A 16,881-nucleotide genomic window follows, 5' to 3' on the forward strand; every position below is an offset into this window, starting at 1 on the left:
AATTTTAACTAATACAAATATAATGAAAAATAATATTCTTAAAAAACTTTGGTTTTTATGTTTATTTGTTGCCATTTCTACATCTGGGCAAACTACAATTACAGGTTTAAAAAAAGACTACACACAAAGTATGGATAGTTTGTTACTAAACATAAACAAGCAATCCATTACTACTGGTATACTTCATGAAAGAATAATGAATTTTGCCAATTTAGATGCACTAAAAGCAAATGGTGCTATAACAAATTCTAATTACAATCATTTTTTACAGTCGTGGAGCGAGCTGTATCGTGCAGCCTACAATCCAACTTTTATTTCCTCAGACAATTTAAAAAACAATCTTAATGCATACAGCACTACAAGTGCAGTTGATATTGGGATTATAAATACTAAAATGAACGTAATTAAATCGGGCAATGCCAGCACACCTAGTTTAAAGTTTGAAAATGGGCGTTTTGCAAATATTGTTGGGGTAAATCCATTTACAGAAAATCAGGTAACCGTTATAGCCGCCTTAAAAGAAGAAATAACAGCGAATACTATTACTTTTAGGTTACAACCTAGTTTTATGTTGCAGCTTTTGGGTAAAAAAATAAAAAATTTAACAGTAAATTTCGGCACTGGAACAGTTTATAATTTAATAGCCAACCAAATCATAGCAACCACAAAACCAATAGTAACTTTTACAACAAGTGGAGAAAAAGAATTTGTTTATACCGTTACTTTTGATGATAACACTACACAAACACTAAAGTCTAAAATGACAGTAAATATTGTGGCAACCAACCCCGATACACTGCGAAGCGGAGTTTTTCCTGCCGAAGAAAATTTTGTAGGTATAAATGGAGTAACAGCTACAATACCCTTTCAAGGCTATAACGAAGCAACTGCATCACTTGGTAAATTAGAATACCGTACCTATTACAATACGGTTTCTAACTCCGGGTATAATGTAACTACAAATACTTTTAGTGTACAGCCAAAGATTAGAAAAACAGTCATTATTCTTGATGGTTTTGATCCTGGAGATGGGAGAAAAATTTATCCTGGAAGTATTGGTTATAAATCTGATAAAAGTAGTTTAGAGGAATTAATGTTGTTTAAAGACGAAACAGGTGTTGACAGAAATCTTGTGACAAAATTACGTAATGCACCTTATGGTTTTGATGTTACATTAGTCAATTTTCCTGCTGGCGCAGATTATGTAGAGCGCAATGCTATGGCACTTGTGGCGTTATTTCAGCGCGAAAACGCGAAACTTGCAAGTAATGGTAGTACAGAGCAAATTAGTATTATAGGTCCAAGTATGGGTGGTTTGGTTGCTCGTTACGCTCTTGCTTATATGGAGAAAAACAACATACCACACAACACCAAACTTTTTGTGAGTTTTGATAGCCCACATTTGGGAGCCAATATTCCAATATCCACACAAGAAAATTTATACTTTTTTGGATATTATGGGCAAAAAGAAAAAGCAAAACAAAAGTTTGATGAAAACTTTCGCTCTCCAGCGGCACGCCAAATGCTCACGGAGCAATTAGACGGCGTACAACAAAATTTTCCCTATACAGCCAATTTATGGTTTAGCCCATTTAATGGTCAGAACAACAATACCCGTTTTAGAAATCTGTTTAATGCCAATTTAGCATCAAATGGTTTGCCAAACTCTAATGGATTTCCTCAAAATTTAAGAAAAATAGCCATTATTAACGGAACAGGAAATGGTGCAAAAACAAATTCGGAAGGTTTGACTTGTTTGCAACTAGAGGCTTTTAAAACTATAAAATGGTTTCAAATTTTTGGCACATCAGCGACAACAACCTTAAAAGTTGTAACAATAGATGATAGATTTTTAGCAACAACTAATAACTTGAGTCAAACTTTTTCTGGTAAAATTACATTTCCAGGAAAACTAGGGCAAATTTTTGGAACTACTATACCAGGTCAGCCATCGGTAATTAATGGGTGGGTTTTTAGAATAAATTCAAACCCGAGAGGGTCTATGGATGTTGTTCAAGGTGGTTTATTTAATACAATGGATATTATTTACGAAGAATTTTCCAATGAATTATATCAGTCAGTTTTAGATAAGGATTTAACTTATTTTAATTGGCCAATAAACTTACATAAACACGCTTTTATTCCGTCAGTAAGTGCATTAGCATTTAAAAACCCAAATTTCAATTGGTCAACAGCTTTTAATAGAAATTTAGTTTGTGACCCTGTAAACAAAGAAATTCCATTTGATAGCTATTTTATACCTCCAACAAACGAAGACCATGTAAAAGTTACTGTGGAAAACGCAAATTGGTTAATCAAAGAACTACAAGGCATTCCCCAAGCGCCTTACTTTCCAATACAACCCAATCAATTAAACGGTTCGTCGGCAGTATGTTTTAATACTAATTCGGTTCAAACCTTACTCAATCCGTGTAACGTACCAAGCGCAGTTGTATACAATGACCAAAATGGCAATCCAGTTAATGGTTGGTCAGTACAAGGTAATATTTCAATAGTAGCATCAACCGCTTATTCCGTTACCGTAAAAGGGACTTCAAGTGCTATAGGTTCTGGAAAAATTATTGCAACGTTTCAAAACGGGCAAACTATTGAAAAAACAGTTCATTTAGGTCATCCGCAATTCCCAAATACAGGAAATGTTACAGGTCCCGCTACTGTCAATTTTAATCAAACCAAAACCTACACGTATTCTGGTGGTTTGCCAATAGGAGCAGATAGCAGTTACCAATGGTATATTAATGCGCCTATAAACGACGCTGGTGGCCCAACTTGTGCTTGGCAAATCCTATCGGGTCAAGGAACACCGACTATAACAGTAAAAACGGGGTGTATTGCAGCAACAGCCGCTATAGATGTTAGAGTTACTAATAGTTGCGGTTCAGATTCTAGATATATGTATGTTACAAATTCCGCAACAGGAACTGGCGGTGGTGGTGGAATCGATCCTTGTGCTCCAATTATTAACACTTTCCCAAATCCGATAGCTAGCAATAATAGTTTAACCATTAGTCTCACAGCACCTGACCCTTGCGATGTAAATGCTGCTACAACAAGCGGAGCAGCTAGAACTGCTGGTACAAACAACGAAGTCAAAATCTATGATTTTTACGGTAATGTAAAGTACACCAACAGTTTTACTACTGATGAAATGACGCTTAACAACATCAATTTACCAAAAGGGCATTACATTTTAAATGTGTTTACCAGTACAGGTAAAACAGTTAGAAAAGTAATAATGGTGGAATAATGCTATTACTTTAAATCAGTTAGTATTTTACAAAAACGCCTAAACTATCATAGTTTGGGCGTTTTTAAGTTTAAAAACTAACCAATGCAATCCCTACACTAAAAGCCCCAATACTTGAACTGTTATTTACAGAAAAATTATAGGTGGAAATATCTATAAAAAACAGCAATCCATCGGAATTTTGATAGCCTAAATTGTATCTTTTATAAACTCCTGATTTGCCTTTTTGTCCAATAGTTAGTGCTTTTCCTATGCCAAATTGAAGAACAATTCTGCCATTTTCGGTTATTTCGGGGCTTAGTTTAAAATTAGCAAAAATAGGAACAGCAACGAGTTTTTCGTAGGCTTTCCAATCAATTCCTGTATGAAAACCAACAGAAACCCATTCTTCAAAATGAATACCATAGCCTATTTTTGCACTTAATCCGTCAGGGAGAAAAAAATATTCGTTTTCGCTTCCGTCCGCATTTGTCTCGCCTCGGTGTGAATTTATTTTTAAGGGTGTTGACAATTCAAATTGAGTGTATTTACTGTCAAAGCTTTGGGAAAAACTTATAAAAGGTATGTTTAAGAAAAGGAAAAGCAGTTTTGTTTTCATTATACTAATTTTTTCTCAAAAGCGTCGGGAGTTAGTCCATTTTTAACATCATAATCGCCAATTTTTGTTCTCCTCAATACCTTTAAATGCGCTCCAGATTGTAATGCTAATCCAAAATCGAATGCTAACGAACGAATGTACGTTCCTTTGCTACAAACTACTCTAAAGTCGATTTCTGGCAAAGCAATCCGTGTGATCTCAAATTCGTGAATCTGGGTTTTGCGAGAAGCAATCTCCACTTCGACACCAGCACGAGCGTGTTCATACAAACGAACACCATCTTTCTTAATGGCTGAAAAAACAGGTGGTTTTTGGTCTATTTCTCCCAGAAATATTGAAATAGTTTCTTGGATTAATGTTTCTGTAATATGGTCTGTTGGAAAAACGGCGTCAATTTCGGTTTCTAAATCATAAGAAGGTGTGGTAGCTCCAATATGGAATGTCCCAGTATATTCTTTGGCTTGACCTTGAATTTCAGAAATGGATTTGGTGAATTTTCCTGTGCAAACAATAAGCAATCCAGTAGCTAATGGATCAAGAGTTCCCGCATGTCCAATTTTGAATTTTTTTGGCAACCCAAGTTTGTTTATTAAGGTATATTTTAACTTGTTAACCGCCTGAAACGAACTCCATTTCAGGGGTTTGTCTATAAGAAGAACCTGTCCGTTTAAGTAATCTTCGGGAGTAAGCAAAGTAAATTATTTTAAGTAAGTGAAATAAACCAATAAAAGTGAACCAACCACAATGCGATACCAACCCCAAGGTTTGAAACCGTATTTTTTGATGATTTCTATAAAAAATTTAATAGCTAAAACAGCCACAACAAAAGCAACAACATTTCCAACAAGAAACATTTTGATGTTTTCGTTCGATTTTAAAATCAGTTCGTAACCTTTCATTTGAGAGGTTTGGTAGGTTTTTAAAAACAACGAATAGGTTGTTACAGCAAGCATTGTGGGCACTGCCAAAAAGAACGAAAACTCAGCTGCGGCTTGGCGTGATAATCCTTGTTGCATTCCTCCAATAATGGAAGCAGCGGAACGACTTGTGCCCGGCATCATAGCTAAACATTGCCAAAAACCTATGGTTACCGCTTTTTTTATAGTAATATCTTCTTCTTGTATAATAGTAGGATTTTGAAAAAATTTATCTACAAAAAGCAATGCAAATCCACCTAAAATCAAAACAATTGCAATGGGAATAGGATTTCCGAGTACGGCTTCAATCTTGTCATCAAACAGTTTTCCTAAAACCAAAGCTGGAACAACCGCACAAGCGAGTTTGATGAAAAAATTAAACTTTGAGAAATCAAAAAATTTCTTCCAATACAAAGCTACTACTGCGAGAATGGCTCCAAATTGAATTGAAACTTGAAAAAGTTTAACAAAATCGTCTTCTTGAATCCCAAAATAAGAACTCGCAAAAATCATATGACCCGTTGACGAAACAGGTAAATATTCCGTTAGACCTTCTATTATGGCAATAATTATGGCTTGGAGTGTTTCCATTTAGATTTTTGGATTTTTAGACTTTTAGATTGTTCGATTCTTCGAGTAATCAAAAAACCGAACAATCTATTTTTATATTTTCAGACCATTCGATTATTCGAACAATCAAAAAATCAAATAATCTATTTTTTAGGATTTTTTAAAATAGAATAAATTGTAATTCCAAAACCAATTAAAACTAAAGTTGGTGCCAATCGTATTCTTCTAAAACTAAAAATGTCTTCACTAAAAACATTTGGATCATTGCTTGCTCCACCTGACATTAATACAAAACCGATAGCAATTACAGCAATACCAATTAATAAGATTTTATAATTTACTTTTTCAAAAAGAAATTGTGATGTTTTATTTTCCATATTTTTTTATAACTGATTAAACAAATAACCAAACCAAGATTAATACAAATCGTCTGTTCTTAAATTCAAAAAGCGTTGAGTTGCAAAATAAGTACTCAACCAAGTTATCAAAACTCCTGTTCCAAAAACACCTAGCAAAATTAAGGATATGGTAAGTTTATCTTTAAAAATCCCAAGATTAGGAAAGTTAGAATCAATATAAAACAGCACTCCCAAAAGCCCAGCAATAGCAAAAGCAGCACCAATCATTCCTAATTTAACGCTTCTCCAAACAAATGGTTTTCTAATAAATGATTTGGTTGCGCCTACCATTTGCATCGTTTTGATAATAAATCGGTTGGCATAAATGGACAATCGCATCGAGCTATTGATTAATAAAACCGCAATGACACAAAATATTCCACTGATGATTAGAACCCAAAGACTTACTTTTTTAATGTTATTGTTTACCAAATTCACTAATTGCTTGTCGTAAATAATATCAGAAATCAATACGTTTTCACGAAGATTTCTTTCTATTTTAGTAATGCTGTCTGCTTGTACATAATTGGCTTTGAGGTGAATGTCAAACGAATTTTGCAAAGGGTTAACTCCTAAAAACGACATAAAATCCTCACCAATAATGTCAGTGTGTTCTTTAGCAGCTGCATCTTTGGATACAAATTTGTATGTTTTAGTATATTTTGAAGCTTTCAAAGCTTCTGTAAATTGAGCAATCGAAGTGTCTTTTGCCTCATCTTTAAAATAAACCGACATTGCAATTCCTTCTTTAAAATCGTCCGACAGTTTTTTTGAATTGACAATAAATAAACCCAACATTCCTAGTAAAAACAATACAAGGAATACACTTAACACTACCGAAAAATAAGACGTGATTAATCTACGTTTTTGAAAATTATCAAAAGATGAACTCATAGTAACAATATTATTGGGTAAAAATAACAAACAATTTCTTTATTTAAAGTTATTAACGTTCAAACTTTCCATTTTCTTATAATAAATGTAAATTTGCCAAGCAAAAATGTGATGCTAAATGCAGTTAAAATGAAAAAGCGAATGATTTTATCAATTTTGCACCATAATTTTTATAAACATATTGAACTTTTTTTAAAAAATGAAATACAATCCAAACGAAATTGAAGCCAATTGGCAAAAACACTGGGCAGAGAATCAAACATTTGCCGCAAGTAACACGTCAGACAAACCCAAATACTATGTTTTAGATATGTTTCCGTACCCTTCGGGAGCAGGATTACACGTTGGACATCCGCTAGGATATATTGCATCGGATATTGTGGCACGTTACAAACGCCATAAGGGTTTTAATGTGTTGCATCCGCAAGGCTATGATTCTTTTGGACTTCCAGCCGAACAATATGCCATACAAACAGGACAACATCCTGATAAAACGACCAAAGAAAACATTGCTAGATATAGACAACAATTAGATAAAATAGGATTCTCTTTCGATTGGAGTCGCGAAGTGCGAACCTCCAATGCTGATTATTACAAACACACACAATGGATTTTCATTCAATTATTTGAGTCTTATTATTGCAAGCATTCTGATAAAGCTTTGCCAATTTCAGAATTAGTTAAGGTTTTTGAAACAGAAGGAAATAAATTAGTTGACGTAGTTTGTGATGATAACATAGTAGTATTTTCTGCGACAGAATGGAATGCTTTTTCATCAGATAAACAACAAAAAATTCTTTTACAGTACCGATTAACTTACCTAGCCGAAACCGAAGTCAACTGGTGTCCAGGATTAGGAACTGTTTTGGCGAACGACGAAATCGTAAATGGTGTTTCAGAACGTGGCGGGCATCCTGTTATTCGTAAAAAAATGACCCAGTGGTCGATGCGAATTTCGGCGTATGCTGAACGTTTATTACAAGGATTAGAAACGATTGATTGGAGCGAAAGCATTAAAGAAAGTCAGCGCAATTGGATAGGAAAATCAGTTGGAGCGATGGTCAGCTTTTTTGTCATTCCGAGGAACGAGGAATCTCATCAAATAGAAGTATTTACCACTCGTCCAGACACTATTTTTGGAGTGACTTTTATGACTTTAGCGCCTGAACATCCTTTGGTTCAAGAAATCACAACGCCAGAACAACAACAAGCTGTAAACGATTATATCGAAAAAACCGCGAAACGTTCTGAAAGAGAACGAATGGCAGATGTAAAAACCATTTCAGGTGTTTTCACAGGAGCCTATGCCGAACATCCATTTACCAAAGAAGCTATTCCAGTTTGGATTGGAGACTACGTTTTAGCAGGTTACGGAACAGGAGCAGTAATGGCAGTGCCTTGTGGCGATGAGCGTGATTATGCTTTTGCCAATTTCTTTAAAGGAACACTCGGAATGCCTGCAATAAAAAACATTTTCGATAATGTCGATATTTCTACCGAAGCCTATGGCTCGAAAGACAATGTAATTATTGCCAATTCCGATTTCTTAAACGGATTGAATTACAAAGAAGCCACTAAAAAAGCAATTTCTGAACTAGAAATTTTAAATCAAGGTTCAGGCAAAACCAATTACCGTTTGCGTGATGCCGTTTTTTCTCGTCAACGCTATTGGGGAGAGCCGTTTCCAGTGTATTATGTAAATGGATTGCCACAAATGATTGATGCGAAACATTTACCAATCAAACTACCAGAAGTAGAAAAATACTTGCCAACCGAAGACGGTCAGCCGCCATTAGGAAATGCAACGGTTTGGGCTTGGGATACGAAGGAATTACGAATTACGAATTGCGAATTAATAGATAATGTAACCATTCACCCATTAGAATTAAACACAATGCCAGGTTGGGCGGGAAGTTCGTGGTACTGGATGCGCTATATGGATGCACACAACGACAATGAATTTGCGAGTCAAGAAGCTATAAAATATTGGGAAAGTGTCGATTTGTACATTGGCGGAAGCGAACACGCCACAGGACACCTACTCTATTCTCGTTTTTGGAACAAATTTTTAAAAGACAAAGGTTTCGCGCCTACCGAAGAACCTTTTAAAAAATTGATCAATCAGGGAATGATTTTGGGGATGAGTGCTTTTGTTTATAGAATTGATAATATTTCATTAAAGCAGAATGGTAAAGATGTTGATTTAGGAATAAATAAAACTTTATTTGTTCCTTTTACTCCAATGGTTGGTCAAAACAAAGACTATGATAATCTTACTGTTAAAGAAAACGTATTGAAACTAACAGGGATTGATATTAGTAAAATATTAATTGAAGAAAAGGACTTGCAGTTTTCTCGAATAACTTCTAAAATACACGTTGACTTATCAGTAATTAATGATATTACAAATGAATTAGATATAGAAGCATTTAAAAAACATTCATTATATTCAGATTATAAAGATGCTGAATTCATTTTAGAAGATGGCAAATACATCGTTGGTCGCGAAGTCGAAAAAATGTCCAAATCCAAATACAACGTAGTCAATCCCGACGATATTTGTAACGAATACGGAGCAGATACCTTACGCCTCTACGAAATGTTTCTTGGTCCATTAGAGCAATCCAAACCTTGGAATACAGCAGGAATTACTGGTGTTTTTGGGTTCTTGAAAAAATTATGGCGTTTGTATTTTGATGATAATGGTTTGATTGTTACCAACAACGAACCATCGGCAGACAGTTTGAAAAGCTTACACAAAACCATCAAAAAGGCCACAGAAGACATCGAGAATTTCTCATTCAACACCTCGGTTTCACAATTTATGATTTGTGTGAACGAATTGTCCACTCAAAACTGTCACGAAAGAGCAATTTTAGAACCTTTGGCTATTATACTTTCGCCTTATGCGCCGCATATTGCTGAGGAATTATGGAAACAACTCGGTCATTCCGGATCAATTTCAACAGTTGATTTCCCAATTTGTGAAGACAAGTATTTGGTGGAATCTGACAAAGAATATCCTGTTTCATTCAACGGAAAAATGCGTTTCACTATTACATTGCCTTTGGATTTAACACCTGCTCAAATTGAAGAAATCATTATGAAAGACGAACGAACTATTAAACAACTCGACGGAAACGTACCTAAAAAAGTGATTATTGTGCCTGGAAAAGTCATAAATTTGGTGGGATAGTTCGTGAAATTGTAATTGATTTTTGTCATCGCCATTGATATTGATTTTTTTGGCTCACAATTTGATATTAATTTTATAACTTTATACTTTAAAAAACTTAAAAAATGGGATATTACATCATTATTGGACTAATTATGCTAGTGAGCTGGTTAGTCAGTTCACAATTAAAAAGAAAATTTGAGCATTACTCAAAAATAAGTTTGCGAAACGGAATGTCTGGTGCTGAAATTGCCGAGAAAATGCTGGCTGATCACGGTATTAGAGATGTTCAAGTTATTTCTACACCAGGTCAATTGACGGATCATTACAATCCTACTAATAAAACAGTAAATCTAAGTGAAGGGGTATACAATATGCGAAATGCATCGGCAGCAGCCGTTGCCGCTCACGAATGTGGTCATGCTGTACAACACGCTACGGCTTACGAGTGGTTGCAAATGCGCTCTAAACTTGTGCCAGTTGTTAACATTGCCTCAAGTATGTCGCAATGGGTTATTATGGGTGGATTATTGCTTATGGCAGCTACAAAATTTGGTTTTATAGTTGCGGTTATAGGATTGGTATTGTATGCTTTTGGAACGGTATTCAGTTTTATTACACTTCCTGTAGAATATGATGCTAGTAAGCGTGCTTTAGCTTGGCTCAAAAACAAAAATATGTTGGGTCAAGAAGAATATGCTGGTGCTGAAGACGCTTTGAAATGGGCTGCAAGAACCTATGTAGTTGCTGCAGTTGGATCACTTGTCACGTTATTGTATTTTGCCTTGAGAGTTTTTGGCGGAAGCAGAGATTAACGTATAATTAAAATTTTCCAGAATCCGTTTTGAAAAAGACGGATTTTTTTAGTTTAATTCAAAGCGGCAACACTGTCTAATGCTTGTTTTAAAGGGGCAATAAACGCTAAAAACCTAGGTTTGTTAGCATTGTCCATAGGGATGGAGTTGGGTAACTTTAGCTTTAAAGCATCCACTTGTTTTCCGTTTTTCCAAAACCGATAACACACGTGTGGACCTGTTGCAAGACCAGTACTTCCTACTTTTCCAATCACATCGCCTTGTTTTACCTGTTGTCCACGACGCACCAAAATTCTGGACATGTGCAAGTATTGAGTGGCATAGGTTTTATCGTGCTTGACTTTGACAAAATTTCCATTTCCTGCGGTGTACCCCGATTGTTCAACAACACCATTTGCGGTTGACATTATAGGTGTTCCTCTTGGCGCTGCATAATCAGTTCCATTATGCGCTTTGAAGCGCATTTGAACGGGATGAAATCTATTTCTTGAAAATTTTGAAGTGATGTTTATGGATTTTAAGGGTGCTTTAAGAAAGAAATTCTTTAACGCATTTCCGTTTTCATCATAGTATTCTATTTTTTCCTGATTTTTGTTTTGCATAAACGGGAAAGCGTATGTTTTCTTGCCTTTGTATTCAAAAAAAGCAGCTTGAAGCGTATCGACACCGTCATAAATGCTGTCGTTGATGTATCTTTCAGTAAAAGTAACGGCAAATTTATCTCCCTTTTTAGATTTAAAAAAATCGATAGACCACTTGTAAACACTCACTAACTTACTAGTTAATGCTGTAGAAGCGCCTTCGTTTTTAAGTGATTCTGATAAAGAACCATTTAATTGTCCTGCAACAGTTCTACTTTTGAATGTGATGGGTCTTGTTTTCTTTTCTACACGTACAATAGAATCTCTAAAATCAATGATACAATAGTTAAGCTGATCCGGTTGGTAAATGAAATATTCTAGTTTTTTAGCAAAATCATTTGTATACAATAATAGGTAGGGCTTGCCTTTGCGAATGCTGCTGAGGTTAAACTCTTTTTTTGTTGTGGTGATAATATCGAAAAGTAGTTTGCCGTTTAGATTTTGTTTTTCTATAATATTCTGAAAAGTATCTTCTTTTTTTATAGTATCACGTTTGATATAAAAATCGTTTAATTTTAAATCAAAATCAAAAACGGTAGCTTCTATTTCTTCAGGAATAGTAACAACAGTTTCAATTTCTTTTTTACACGAAAAAAGTAGTGAAATACAAATTAAAGCGAATGTGATTTTTTTCAAATTAGGCTAGATTTTATATCCAAAAAACAAATTTTAAATTTTAAAATTTTTGTTTCGGATGCCTAAGATAATAAATTTTTTTTATTCACCCCAAGAAGCCAATTCTTCTTTTGACCAAAGTTCTGGAAAAAAGATGCGTCTTTGGTATTTAGGATGCATGTATTTTTTCCAATCACTTCCTCCAGTAGCTTCTCCATCACCTATTCCACTGGATTCGATGTATTTTTTAGCAGTGTTCAAGTGTTGCATTACCCATGTTATATTTACAGTATGATCGTAATGGCGCATAGCAGAAATTAAATCAGGATTATGTTGATCTACTTCTGGAAGTTCTTTGAATTTTCGCCAAAGATTGATGGTATTGTATTCTTCCATTGTGGCTAGAAATTCTTTTTTATATTTTTTTTCAAATTCTTGAAGAAAATAGGACTTTTCACCTGTTTTATAGTCTTTTCCAGCGGCTTGCCAATACAAATGCTCGAAGGCGTGTTCATAAGGCGTATTTCTGTCAATCGACGCTCTGAATCGGTAATCTATAAGATTTATTAAGTCAGTCGATGAAAATTCAATGAGTCTGTATTGTGCACTTTGAAAACCACTTGCAGGAGTTAATGTATGACGAAACTTCATATATTGTTCCACATCCATACCGTCTTTCATAATGCTAAAAGAGGTGGTTAACATGTCAAAATAACGACTAATACGCATTAATCTTTCGGTAAAAAATTCCGTTGTAGGCTTTTCAGTATGTGATAATTGGTTTATTTCACCAAGAATCATTTTAAACAAAAGCTCGTTTATTTGATGATACATAATAAACACATTCTCATCAGGAAGCAGGGTTCGTTGTGTTTGCAGATTTAAAAGCGCATCGGTTTGAATATAATCCCAATAAGTTATAGGCTTTGACCAAAGCAATCCCTCAAGATGAACTTCTGTTTTTTGATTGATGGCTTTGTATTTCTTGTCAATTTCTTGAACTAAATTTTTTATTTTGTCCATATTATTTGTTTGGAATTATCATAAACGGATGCTTTAAACCTTTGTATGCTTCTAAATCGGCTTTTAATGATCCAACTGCAAGATTGGCTTTGATTCGTAGGGGCATTTTATTTTCATCATCAGTAACCCAAACCGTTAGGCTTTCTTCTTCCTTAAACACACGGCCAGATTGCACAAAAGGTCTGAAAACCATAGTTTTTACTTTGCCAAATTTTGTATTCAAAAGTTCGCGTCCAACATATTTTAATTTAAATTTCACAATTTCATCATCAAAAAACATATCGATCATTATGGATTCTCCAATTTTTAGTTTGTCTACATTGGGATGGTTTCTCAAATAGTAAAATGACGATACAATATCTTGAACATTTTCTGTAACAGCTATCGTTTTTTCAGTATTGTGTTTAAAATCTTTTACAAAAACGGTATTTTTGTCTTGATTAAAAAACCCAACTTGATTTTTAGTATAACCTCCTTCGTCGATTTTGCGAATAAAACTGTAGGGTTTGGAAGTTGTTTTGTCAATAAAACTTTGATAATCATCATTGACTTTAAAGAACATTTTTGTCATTCCAGTCGTATATCCGTACCCGACAGTGTGAAACACTTTTTTGTTATCACGAACTGCTTCTTTTACTTCAAGTGTTGCATACCCAGCAGTTACAAGTCCATAATGTATGCGAAATTTGAACCATTCTCCAACATCATAGGCACTTTCTTTTTGTGCTGAAATGGAAACCGAAATAAGTAATGCGAAGTAAAATACTAGTTTTTTCATTTTTTAATATTGATTTGTACACTGTTTGTAACCTAGAATACAAAATTCATTCCAAAAGTACTAAAAAACAAAAAACCCAGTCAAATAAATGACCGAGTTTTTATGCTTTAACCAACCAAAAAACTATAAATTATGAAAATTTATCAATTTTCAGGGAACCACCCCCTCAATTGCGAGTGCAAAAGTAGTATATGAATTCAATTATATCTAATAAAAAATAAACTTTAACGTTTTTTTATCAATTACACCAACACTACATCGATGTATGTTATGAATAGTTTAATAAAAAGTTAATTTTATTATAAAGTTCCTCTTTTTGCCTGTTCTCTTTCGATAGATTCAAACAATGCTTTGAAATTTCCTGCTCCAAATCCTTTAGCTCCCATTCTTTGAATAATTTCGAAGAATAATGTTGGTCGATCTTCTACTGGTTTGGTAAAAATCTGTAATAAATATCCATCTTCATCGGCATCGACCATAATAGCAAGATTTTCAATTTTGGTTAAATCTTCTTTCATCATATCCATATGCACACCCAAACGCTCCGGAATGGCTTTGTAATATTCGTGCGGTGGTGCTGATAAAAACTCTACACCACGGGCTTTTAGTTGCGTTACGGTTTCAATAATATCGTCAGTGGCAATAGCAATGTGTTGCACACCAGAGCCTTCGTAGAAATCTAGATATTCTTCAATTTGTGAGCGTTTGTTGCCTTTTGCGGGTTCGTTAATTGGAAATTTTATTCTTCCATTGCCGTTTGACATCACTTTAGACATCAAAGCGGAATATTCCGTATGAATTTGCTTGTCGTCAAACGATAGGAAATTTACAAATCCCATAACGTCTTCGTAGAATTTTACCCAAGTGTTCATTTGGTTCCAGCCTACATTTCCTACCATATGGTCTATGTATTTTAAACCAACTGGCAATGGATTATAATCGGATTTCTGTTCTATAAATTCTGGGAGAAATGCTCCAGTGTAATTTTTTCGTTCTACAAACATATGAACGGTTTCTCCGTAAGTATAAATTCCTGCACGAACTACTTCGCCAAATTCGTCTTTTTCGACAACGGGTTCCATATAAATTTTGGCACCTCGTTTGGTAGTTTCTTCAAATGCGGAACGGGCATCTTCTACCCAAAGAGCAATTATTTTTACGCCATCACCATGTTTTTTAACGTGTTCGCCAATCGGAGATTCACTGTTTAATGCCGTTGTTAATACTAGCCGAATTTTGTCTTGTTTTAAAACATAAGACACTTTGTCGCGTGAACCTGTTTCTAATCCGCAGTATGCGTGGGATTGAAAACCAAAAGCTGTTTTGTAAAAATGGGCTGCTTGTTTTGCGTTTCCAACATAGAATTCTACGTAATCGGTTCCTAATAATGGAAGGAAATCTTGTGCTCCTTCAAATATTTTTTCTAAGCCGTACTCGACTGATTTTACTTCTTTACTCATAATACAATTAGTTAATTTGTCAATTAGATAATTAGAAAATGAGGTGTTGATAAAAATTATCTAATTGACACATTTTCTAATTATCTAAATTTATTTAAGTTTTGATGTTGAAATTATTTTGTTTAAAATTTTTAAAATTTCTGACAAATCGTTTAGTAATTCTTTACAATTTGGATAAGATTTGTGAGCGTCACAAAGAAACAACCAGTATTCTGTTTCATCAGCTTCTTTTATAGCAATCTTCAATTTGTGAATAAAGTCTGCTTTACTTTCTGCATTTTGTGCTTCTTTTGAATTTGCGCCAATTGAAGTGCCACTTTTTAATAATTGATTTCCAATTACAAACTTCTTTTTTTCTTGCAATTCCTCAGTTAAATCAATGATTTTTAATGAAAATTCAAAAGTTTTTATCAAAAGTGCATTGTTCTTATATTTTTCGTTAAAAGTCATTTTTTCAAAATAGAAAATGAGATAATTTGTTAATTAGATAATGTTGAATTTGGATGATTTTTTTAATTATCTAATTTCCTCATTGACACATTATCTAATTTATTCTAACCATGATTTATAATATTTCCCATCATCTATTCCCATAGCTTCTTCGGTTACCATAAGTGGACGAAAAGTATCAACCATAACTGCCAATTCTTGAGTTTCGGTATGACCGATGCTTCGTTCCATTGCGCCTGGTGCTGGACCGTGTGGAATTCCTTTTGGGTGTAATGTGATGTGACCTTGTTCGATATTGTTTCTGGACATAAAATCGCCATCGACATAATACAAAACTTCGTCTGAATCAATATTGCTATGATTGTAGGGTGCTGGAATGGATTTTGGATGGTAATCGTACAATCTTGGACAGAAGGAACACACTACGAAAGTCGCCGTTTCAAAGGTTTGATGTACTGGCGGTGGTTGGTGCACACGACCTGTTATGGGTTCAAAGTTATGAATTGAAAAAGCATAAGGGAAATTGTAACCATCCCAACCGACAACATCAAAAGGATGTGTGGCATAAACGACTTCGTGAATCATTCCTTCTTTTTTGATTTTGATTAGAAAATCGCCTTTTTCATCGTAAGTTTCTATCTCAGACGGCAATTTGAAATCGCGCTCACAAAATGGAGAATGTTCTAGGTGCTGACCCGACTCATTTTTGTATCGTTTTGGGGTATAAAATGGAGAAAAACTTTCTACATAAAACAATCTGTTTTCTGAAGAATTGAATTGAATTTGGTATATCATTCCTCGAGGAATAACTAGATAATCGCCATATTCAAAATCGATATTTCCCATCATAGTTCTGAGTTTACCCGAACCTTTATGAATGAAAATCAGCTCATCTGCATCGGCATTTTTATAGAAATAGTCGGTTAACGATTCTTGTGGCGCCGCCAAACCTATGGTGCAATCTTTATTAACTAGCATTGGTTTGCGGCTCTCTAGAAAATCGCTTTCTGGTTTGAGTTCGAATCCTTTTAGTAAAAGGGATTTTATATTTTTACCTATAGCAATTTTTGGCTCGACGGAATACGATTTCAAGATTTCTTTGACTTGAGTTGGACGATGAATATGATACAACAACGATGAATGCCCGTGAAAACCTTCGGTACCAAATAATTGTTCGTAGTATAATCCGCCATTTGGTTTCTCGAACTGTGTGTGTCGCTTTTGCGGAAAAGTTCCTAGTTTATGATAAAGTGGCATTATATCTTTTTTTAAATTGATT

Annotated in this window: 14 protein-coding genes; 3 read left to right on the forward strand and 11 right to left on the reverse strand. The window is 34.5% G+C overall.

The genetic code is table 11. The features are described from left to right. The first annotated feature begins 22 nt into the window (after nt 1–22). Nucleotides 23–3,268, forward strand: a complete 3,246-nt coding sequence (locus RMO70_RS05110) for a T9SS type A sorting domain-containing protein (protein ID WP_310555338.1) — start codon at nt 23–25, stop codon at nt 3,266–3,268. A 70-nt stretch (nt 3,269–3,338) separates the two neighbouring features. Here the strand turns inward: RMO70_RS05110 and RMO70_RS05115 are convergent, their stop codons facing one another. From RMO70_RS05115 to RMO70_RS05135, 5 genes are all read right to left on the reverse strand, one after another. Then, nucleotides 3,339–3,866 carry a hypothetical protein gene (locus RMO70_RS05115; protein ID WP_310555339.1) on the reverse strand — a complete coding sequence of 176 codons (528 nt, stop codon included), beginning with the start codon at nt 3,864–3,866 and terminating at the stop codon, nt 3,339–3,341. Continuing rightward, nucleotides 3,866–4,558 carry a tRNA pseudouridine(55) synthase TruB gene (gene truB, locus RMO70_RS05120; RefSeq protein ID WP_310555340.1) on the reverse strand — a complete coding sequence of 231 codons (693 nt, stop codon included), beginning with the start codon at nt 4,556–4,558 and terminating at the stop codon, nt 3,866–3,868. Before truB ends, RMO70_RS05115 begins: the two co-directional genes overlap by 1 nt. A 6-nt stretch (nt 4,559–4,564) precedes the next feature. Beyond that, on the reverse strand, nt 4,565–5,374 hold the full coding sequence (locus tag RMO70_RS05125; RefSeq protein ID WP_310555341.1) for an undecaprenyl-diphosphate phosphatase: 810 nt from the start codon (nt 5,372–5,374) through the stop codon (nt 4,565–4,567). 122 nt (nt 5,375–5,496) lie between these two features. Beyond that, nucleotides 5,497–5,730: a DUF3098 domain-containing protein gene (locus tag RMO70_RS05130; RefSeq protein WP_310555342.1), complete on the reverse strand. Its 234-nt coding sequence runs from the start codon at nt 5,728–5,730 to the stop codon at nt 5,497–5,499. A gap of 39 nt (nt 5,731–5,769) precedes the next feature. Next, nucleotides 5,770–6,645 (reverse strand): permease-like cell division protein FtsX, encoded by an 876-nt coding sequence (locus RMO70_RS05135; protein WP_310555343.1) that lies wholly within the window; start codon nt 6,643–6,645, stop codon nt 5,770–5,772. A 199-nt stretch (nt 6,646–6,844) separates the two neighbouring features. Between RMO70_RS05135 and RMO70_RS05140 the strand changes: the two genes are divergently transcribed. Both RMO70_RS05140 and RMO70_RS05145 read left to right on the forward strand, forming a co-directional pair. Continuing rightward, a complete protein-coding gene (locus RMO70_RS05140; protein WP_310555344.1) occupies nt 6,845–9,841 on the forward strand; it encodes a class I tRNA ligase family protein in 2,997 nt (998 codons plus the stop codon). Between the two features lie 104 nt (nt 9,842–9,945). Continuing rightward, a complete protein-coding gene (locus RMO70_RS05145) occupies nt 9,946–10,635 on the forward strand; it encodes a zinc metallopeptidase (protein WP_310555345.1) in 690 nt (229 codons plus the stop codon). 53 nt (nt 10,636–10,688) lie between these two features. Here the strand turns inward: RMO70_RS05145 and RMO70_RS05150 are convergent, their stop codons facing one another. The 6 genes from RMO70_RS05150 to RMO70_RS05175 all read right to left on the reverse strand — a co-directional run bounded on the left by RMO70_RS05150 (nt 10,689) and on the right by RMO70_RS05175 (nt 16,859). Then, nucleotides 10,689–11,912, reverse strand: coding sequence for a peptidoglycan DD-metalloendopeptidase family protein (locus tag RMO70_RS05150; RefSeq protein WP_310555346.1), 1,224 nt, complete (start codon nt 11,910–11,912; stop codon nt 10,689–10,691). An 81-nt stretch (nt 11,913–11,993) separates the two neighbouring features. After that, nucleotides 11,994–12,914: a tryptophan 2,3-dioxygenase family protein gene (locus RMO70_RS05155; RefSeq protein WP_310555347.1), complete on the reverse strand. Its 921-nt coding sequence runs from the start codon at nt 12,912–12,914 to the stop codon at nt 11,994–11,996. A 1-nt stretch (nt 12,915) separates the two neighbouring features. Further along, the gene (locus tag RMO70_RS05160) at nt 12,916–13,692 is read right to left on the reverse strand and encodes a DUF3108 domain-containing protein (protein WP_310555348.1); all 777 of its coding nucleotides are present in this window, start codon (nt 13,690–13,692) and stop codon (nt 12,916–12,918) included. A 299-nt stretch (nt 13,693–13,991) separates the two neighbouring features. Beyond that, nucleotides 13,992–15,152 carry a 4-hydroxyphenylpyruvate dioxygenase gene (gene hppD / locus RMO70_RS05165; protein ID WP_310555349.1) on the reverse strand — a complete coding sequence of 387 codons (1,161 nt, stop codon included), beginning with the start codon at nt 15,150–15,152 and terminating at the stop codon, nt 13,992–13,994. 90 nt (nt 15,153–15,242) lie between these two features. Continuing rightward, nucleotides 15,243–15,602 (reverse strand): four helix bundle protein, encoded by a 360-nt coding sequence (locus tag RMO70_RS05170; protein ID WP_310555350.1) that lies wholly within the window; start codon nt 15,600–15,602, stop codon nt 15,243–15,245. Nucleotides 15,603–15,701: 99 nt separating this feature from the next. After that, nucleotides 15,702–16,859, reverse strand: coding sequence for a homogentisate 1,2-dioxygenase (locus tag RMO70_RS05175; RefSeq protein WP_310555351.1), 1,158 nt, complete (start codon nt 16,857–16,859; stop codon nt 15,702–15,704). Nucleotides 16,860–16,881: the final 22 nt, after the last annotated feature.

Origin of the sequence: Flavobacterium sp. (assembly GCF_031422135.1) — a bacterium.
GTDB lineage: Bacteria > Bacteroidota > Bacteroidia > Flavobacteriales > Flavobacteriaceae > Flavobacterium.

What these genes read in the sequence shown, in the direction of transcription:
- RMO70_RS05145 (WP_310555345.1), top strand. Translation starts at nt 9,946, where the DNA reads ATGGGATATTACATCATTATTGGACTAATTATGCTAGTGAGCTGGTTA.
- RMO70_RS05160 (WP_310555348.1), bottom strand. Translation starts at nt 13,692, where the DNA reads ATGAAAAAACTAGTATTTTACTTCGCATTACTTATTTCGGTTTCCATT.
- RMO70_RS05175 (WP_310555351.1), bottom strand. Translation starts at nt 16,859, where the DNA reads ATGCCACTTTATCATAAACTAGGAACTTTTCCGCAAAAGCGACACACA.
- RMO70_RS05155 (WP_310555347.1), bottom strand. Translation starts at nt 12,914, where the DNA reads ATGGACAAAATAAAAAATTTAGTTCAAGAAATTGACAAGAAATACAAA.
- RMO70_RS05110 (WP_310555338.1), top strand. Translation starts at nt 23, where the DNA reads ATGAAAAATAATATTCTTAAAAAACTTTGGTTTTTATGTTTATTTGTT.
- RMO70_RS05115 (WP_310555339.1), bottom strand. Translation starts at nt 3,866, where the DNA reads ATGAAAACAAAACTGCTTTTCCTTTTCTTAAACATACCTTTTATAAGT.
- RMO70_RS05125 (WP_310555341.1), bottom strand. Translation starts at nt 5,374, where the DNA reads ATGGAAACACTCCAAGCCATAATTATTGCCATAATAGAAGGTCTAACG.
- RMO70_RS05140 (WP_310555344.1), top strand. Translation starts at nt 6,845, where the DNA reads ATGAAATACAATCCAAACGAAATTGAAGCCAATTGGCAAAAACACTGG.
- RMO70_RS05135 (WP_310555343.1), bottom strand. Translation starts at nt 6,645, where the DNA reads ATGAGTTCATCTTTTGATAATTTTCAAAAACGTAGATTAATCACGTCT.
- hppD (WP_310555349.1), bottom strand. Translation starts at nt 15,152, where the DNA reads ATGAGTAAAGAAGTAAAATCAGTCGAGTACGGCTTAGAAAAAATATTT.
- RMO70_RS05130 (WP_310555342.1), bottom strand. Translation starts at nt 5,730, where the DNA reads ATGGAAAATAAAACATCACAATTTCTTTTTGAAAAAGTAAATTATAAA.
- RMO70_RS05170 (WP_310555350.1), bottom strand. Translation starts at nt 15,602, where the DNA reads ATGACTTTTAACGAAAAATATAAGAACAATGCACTTTTGATAAAAACT.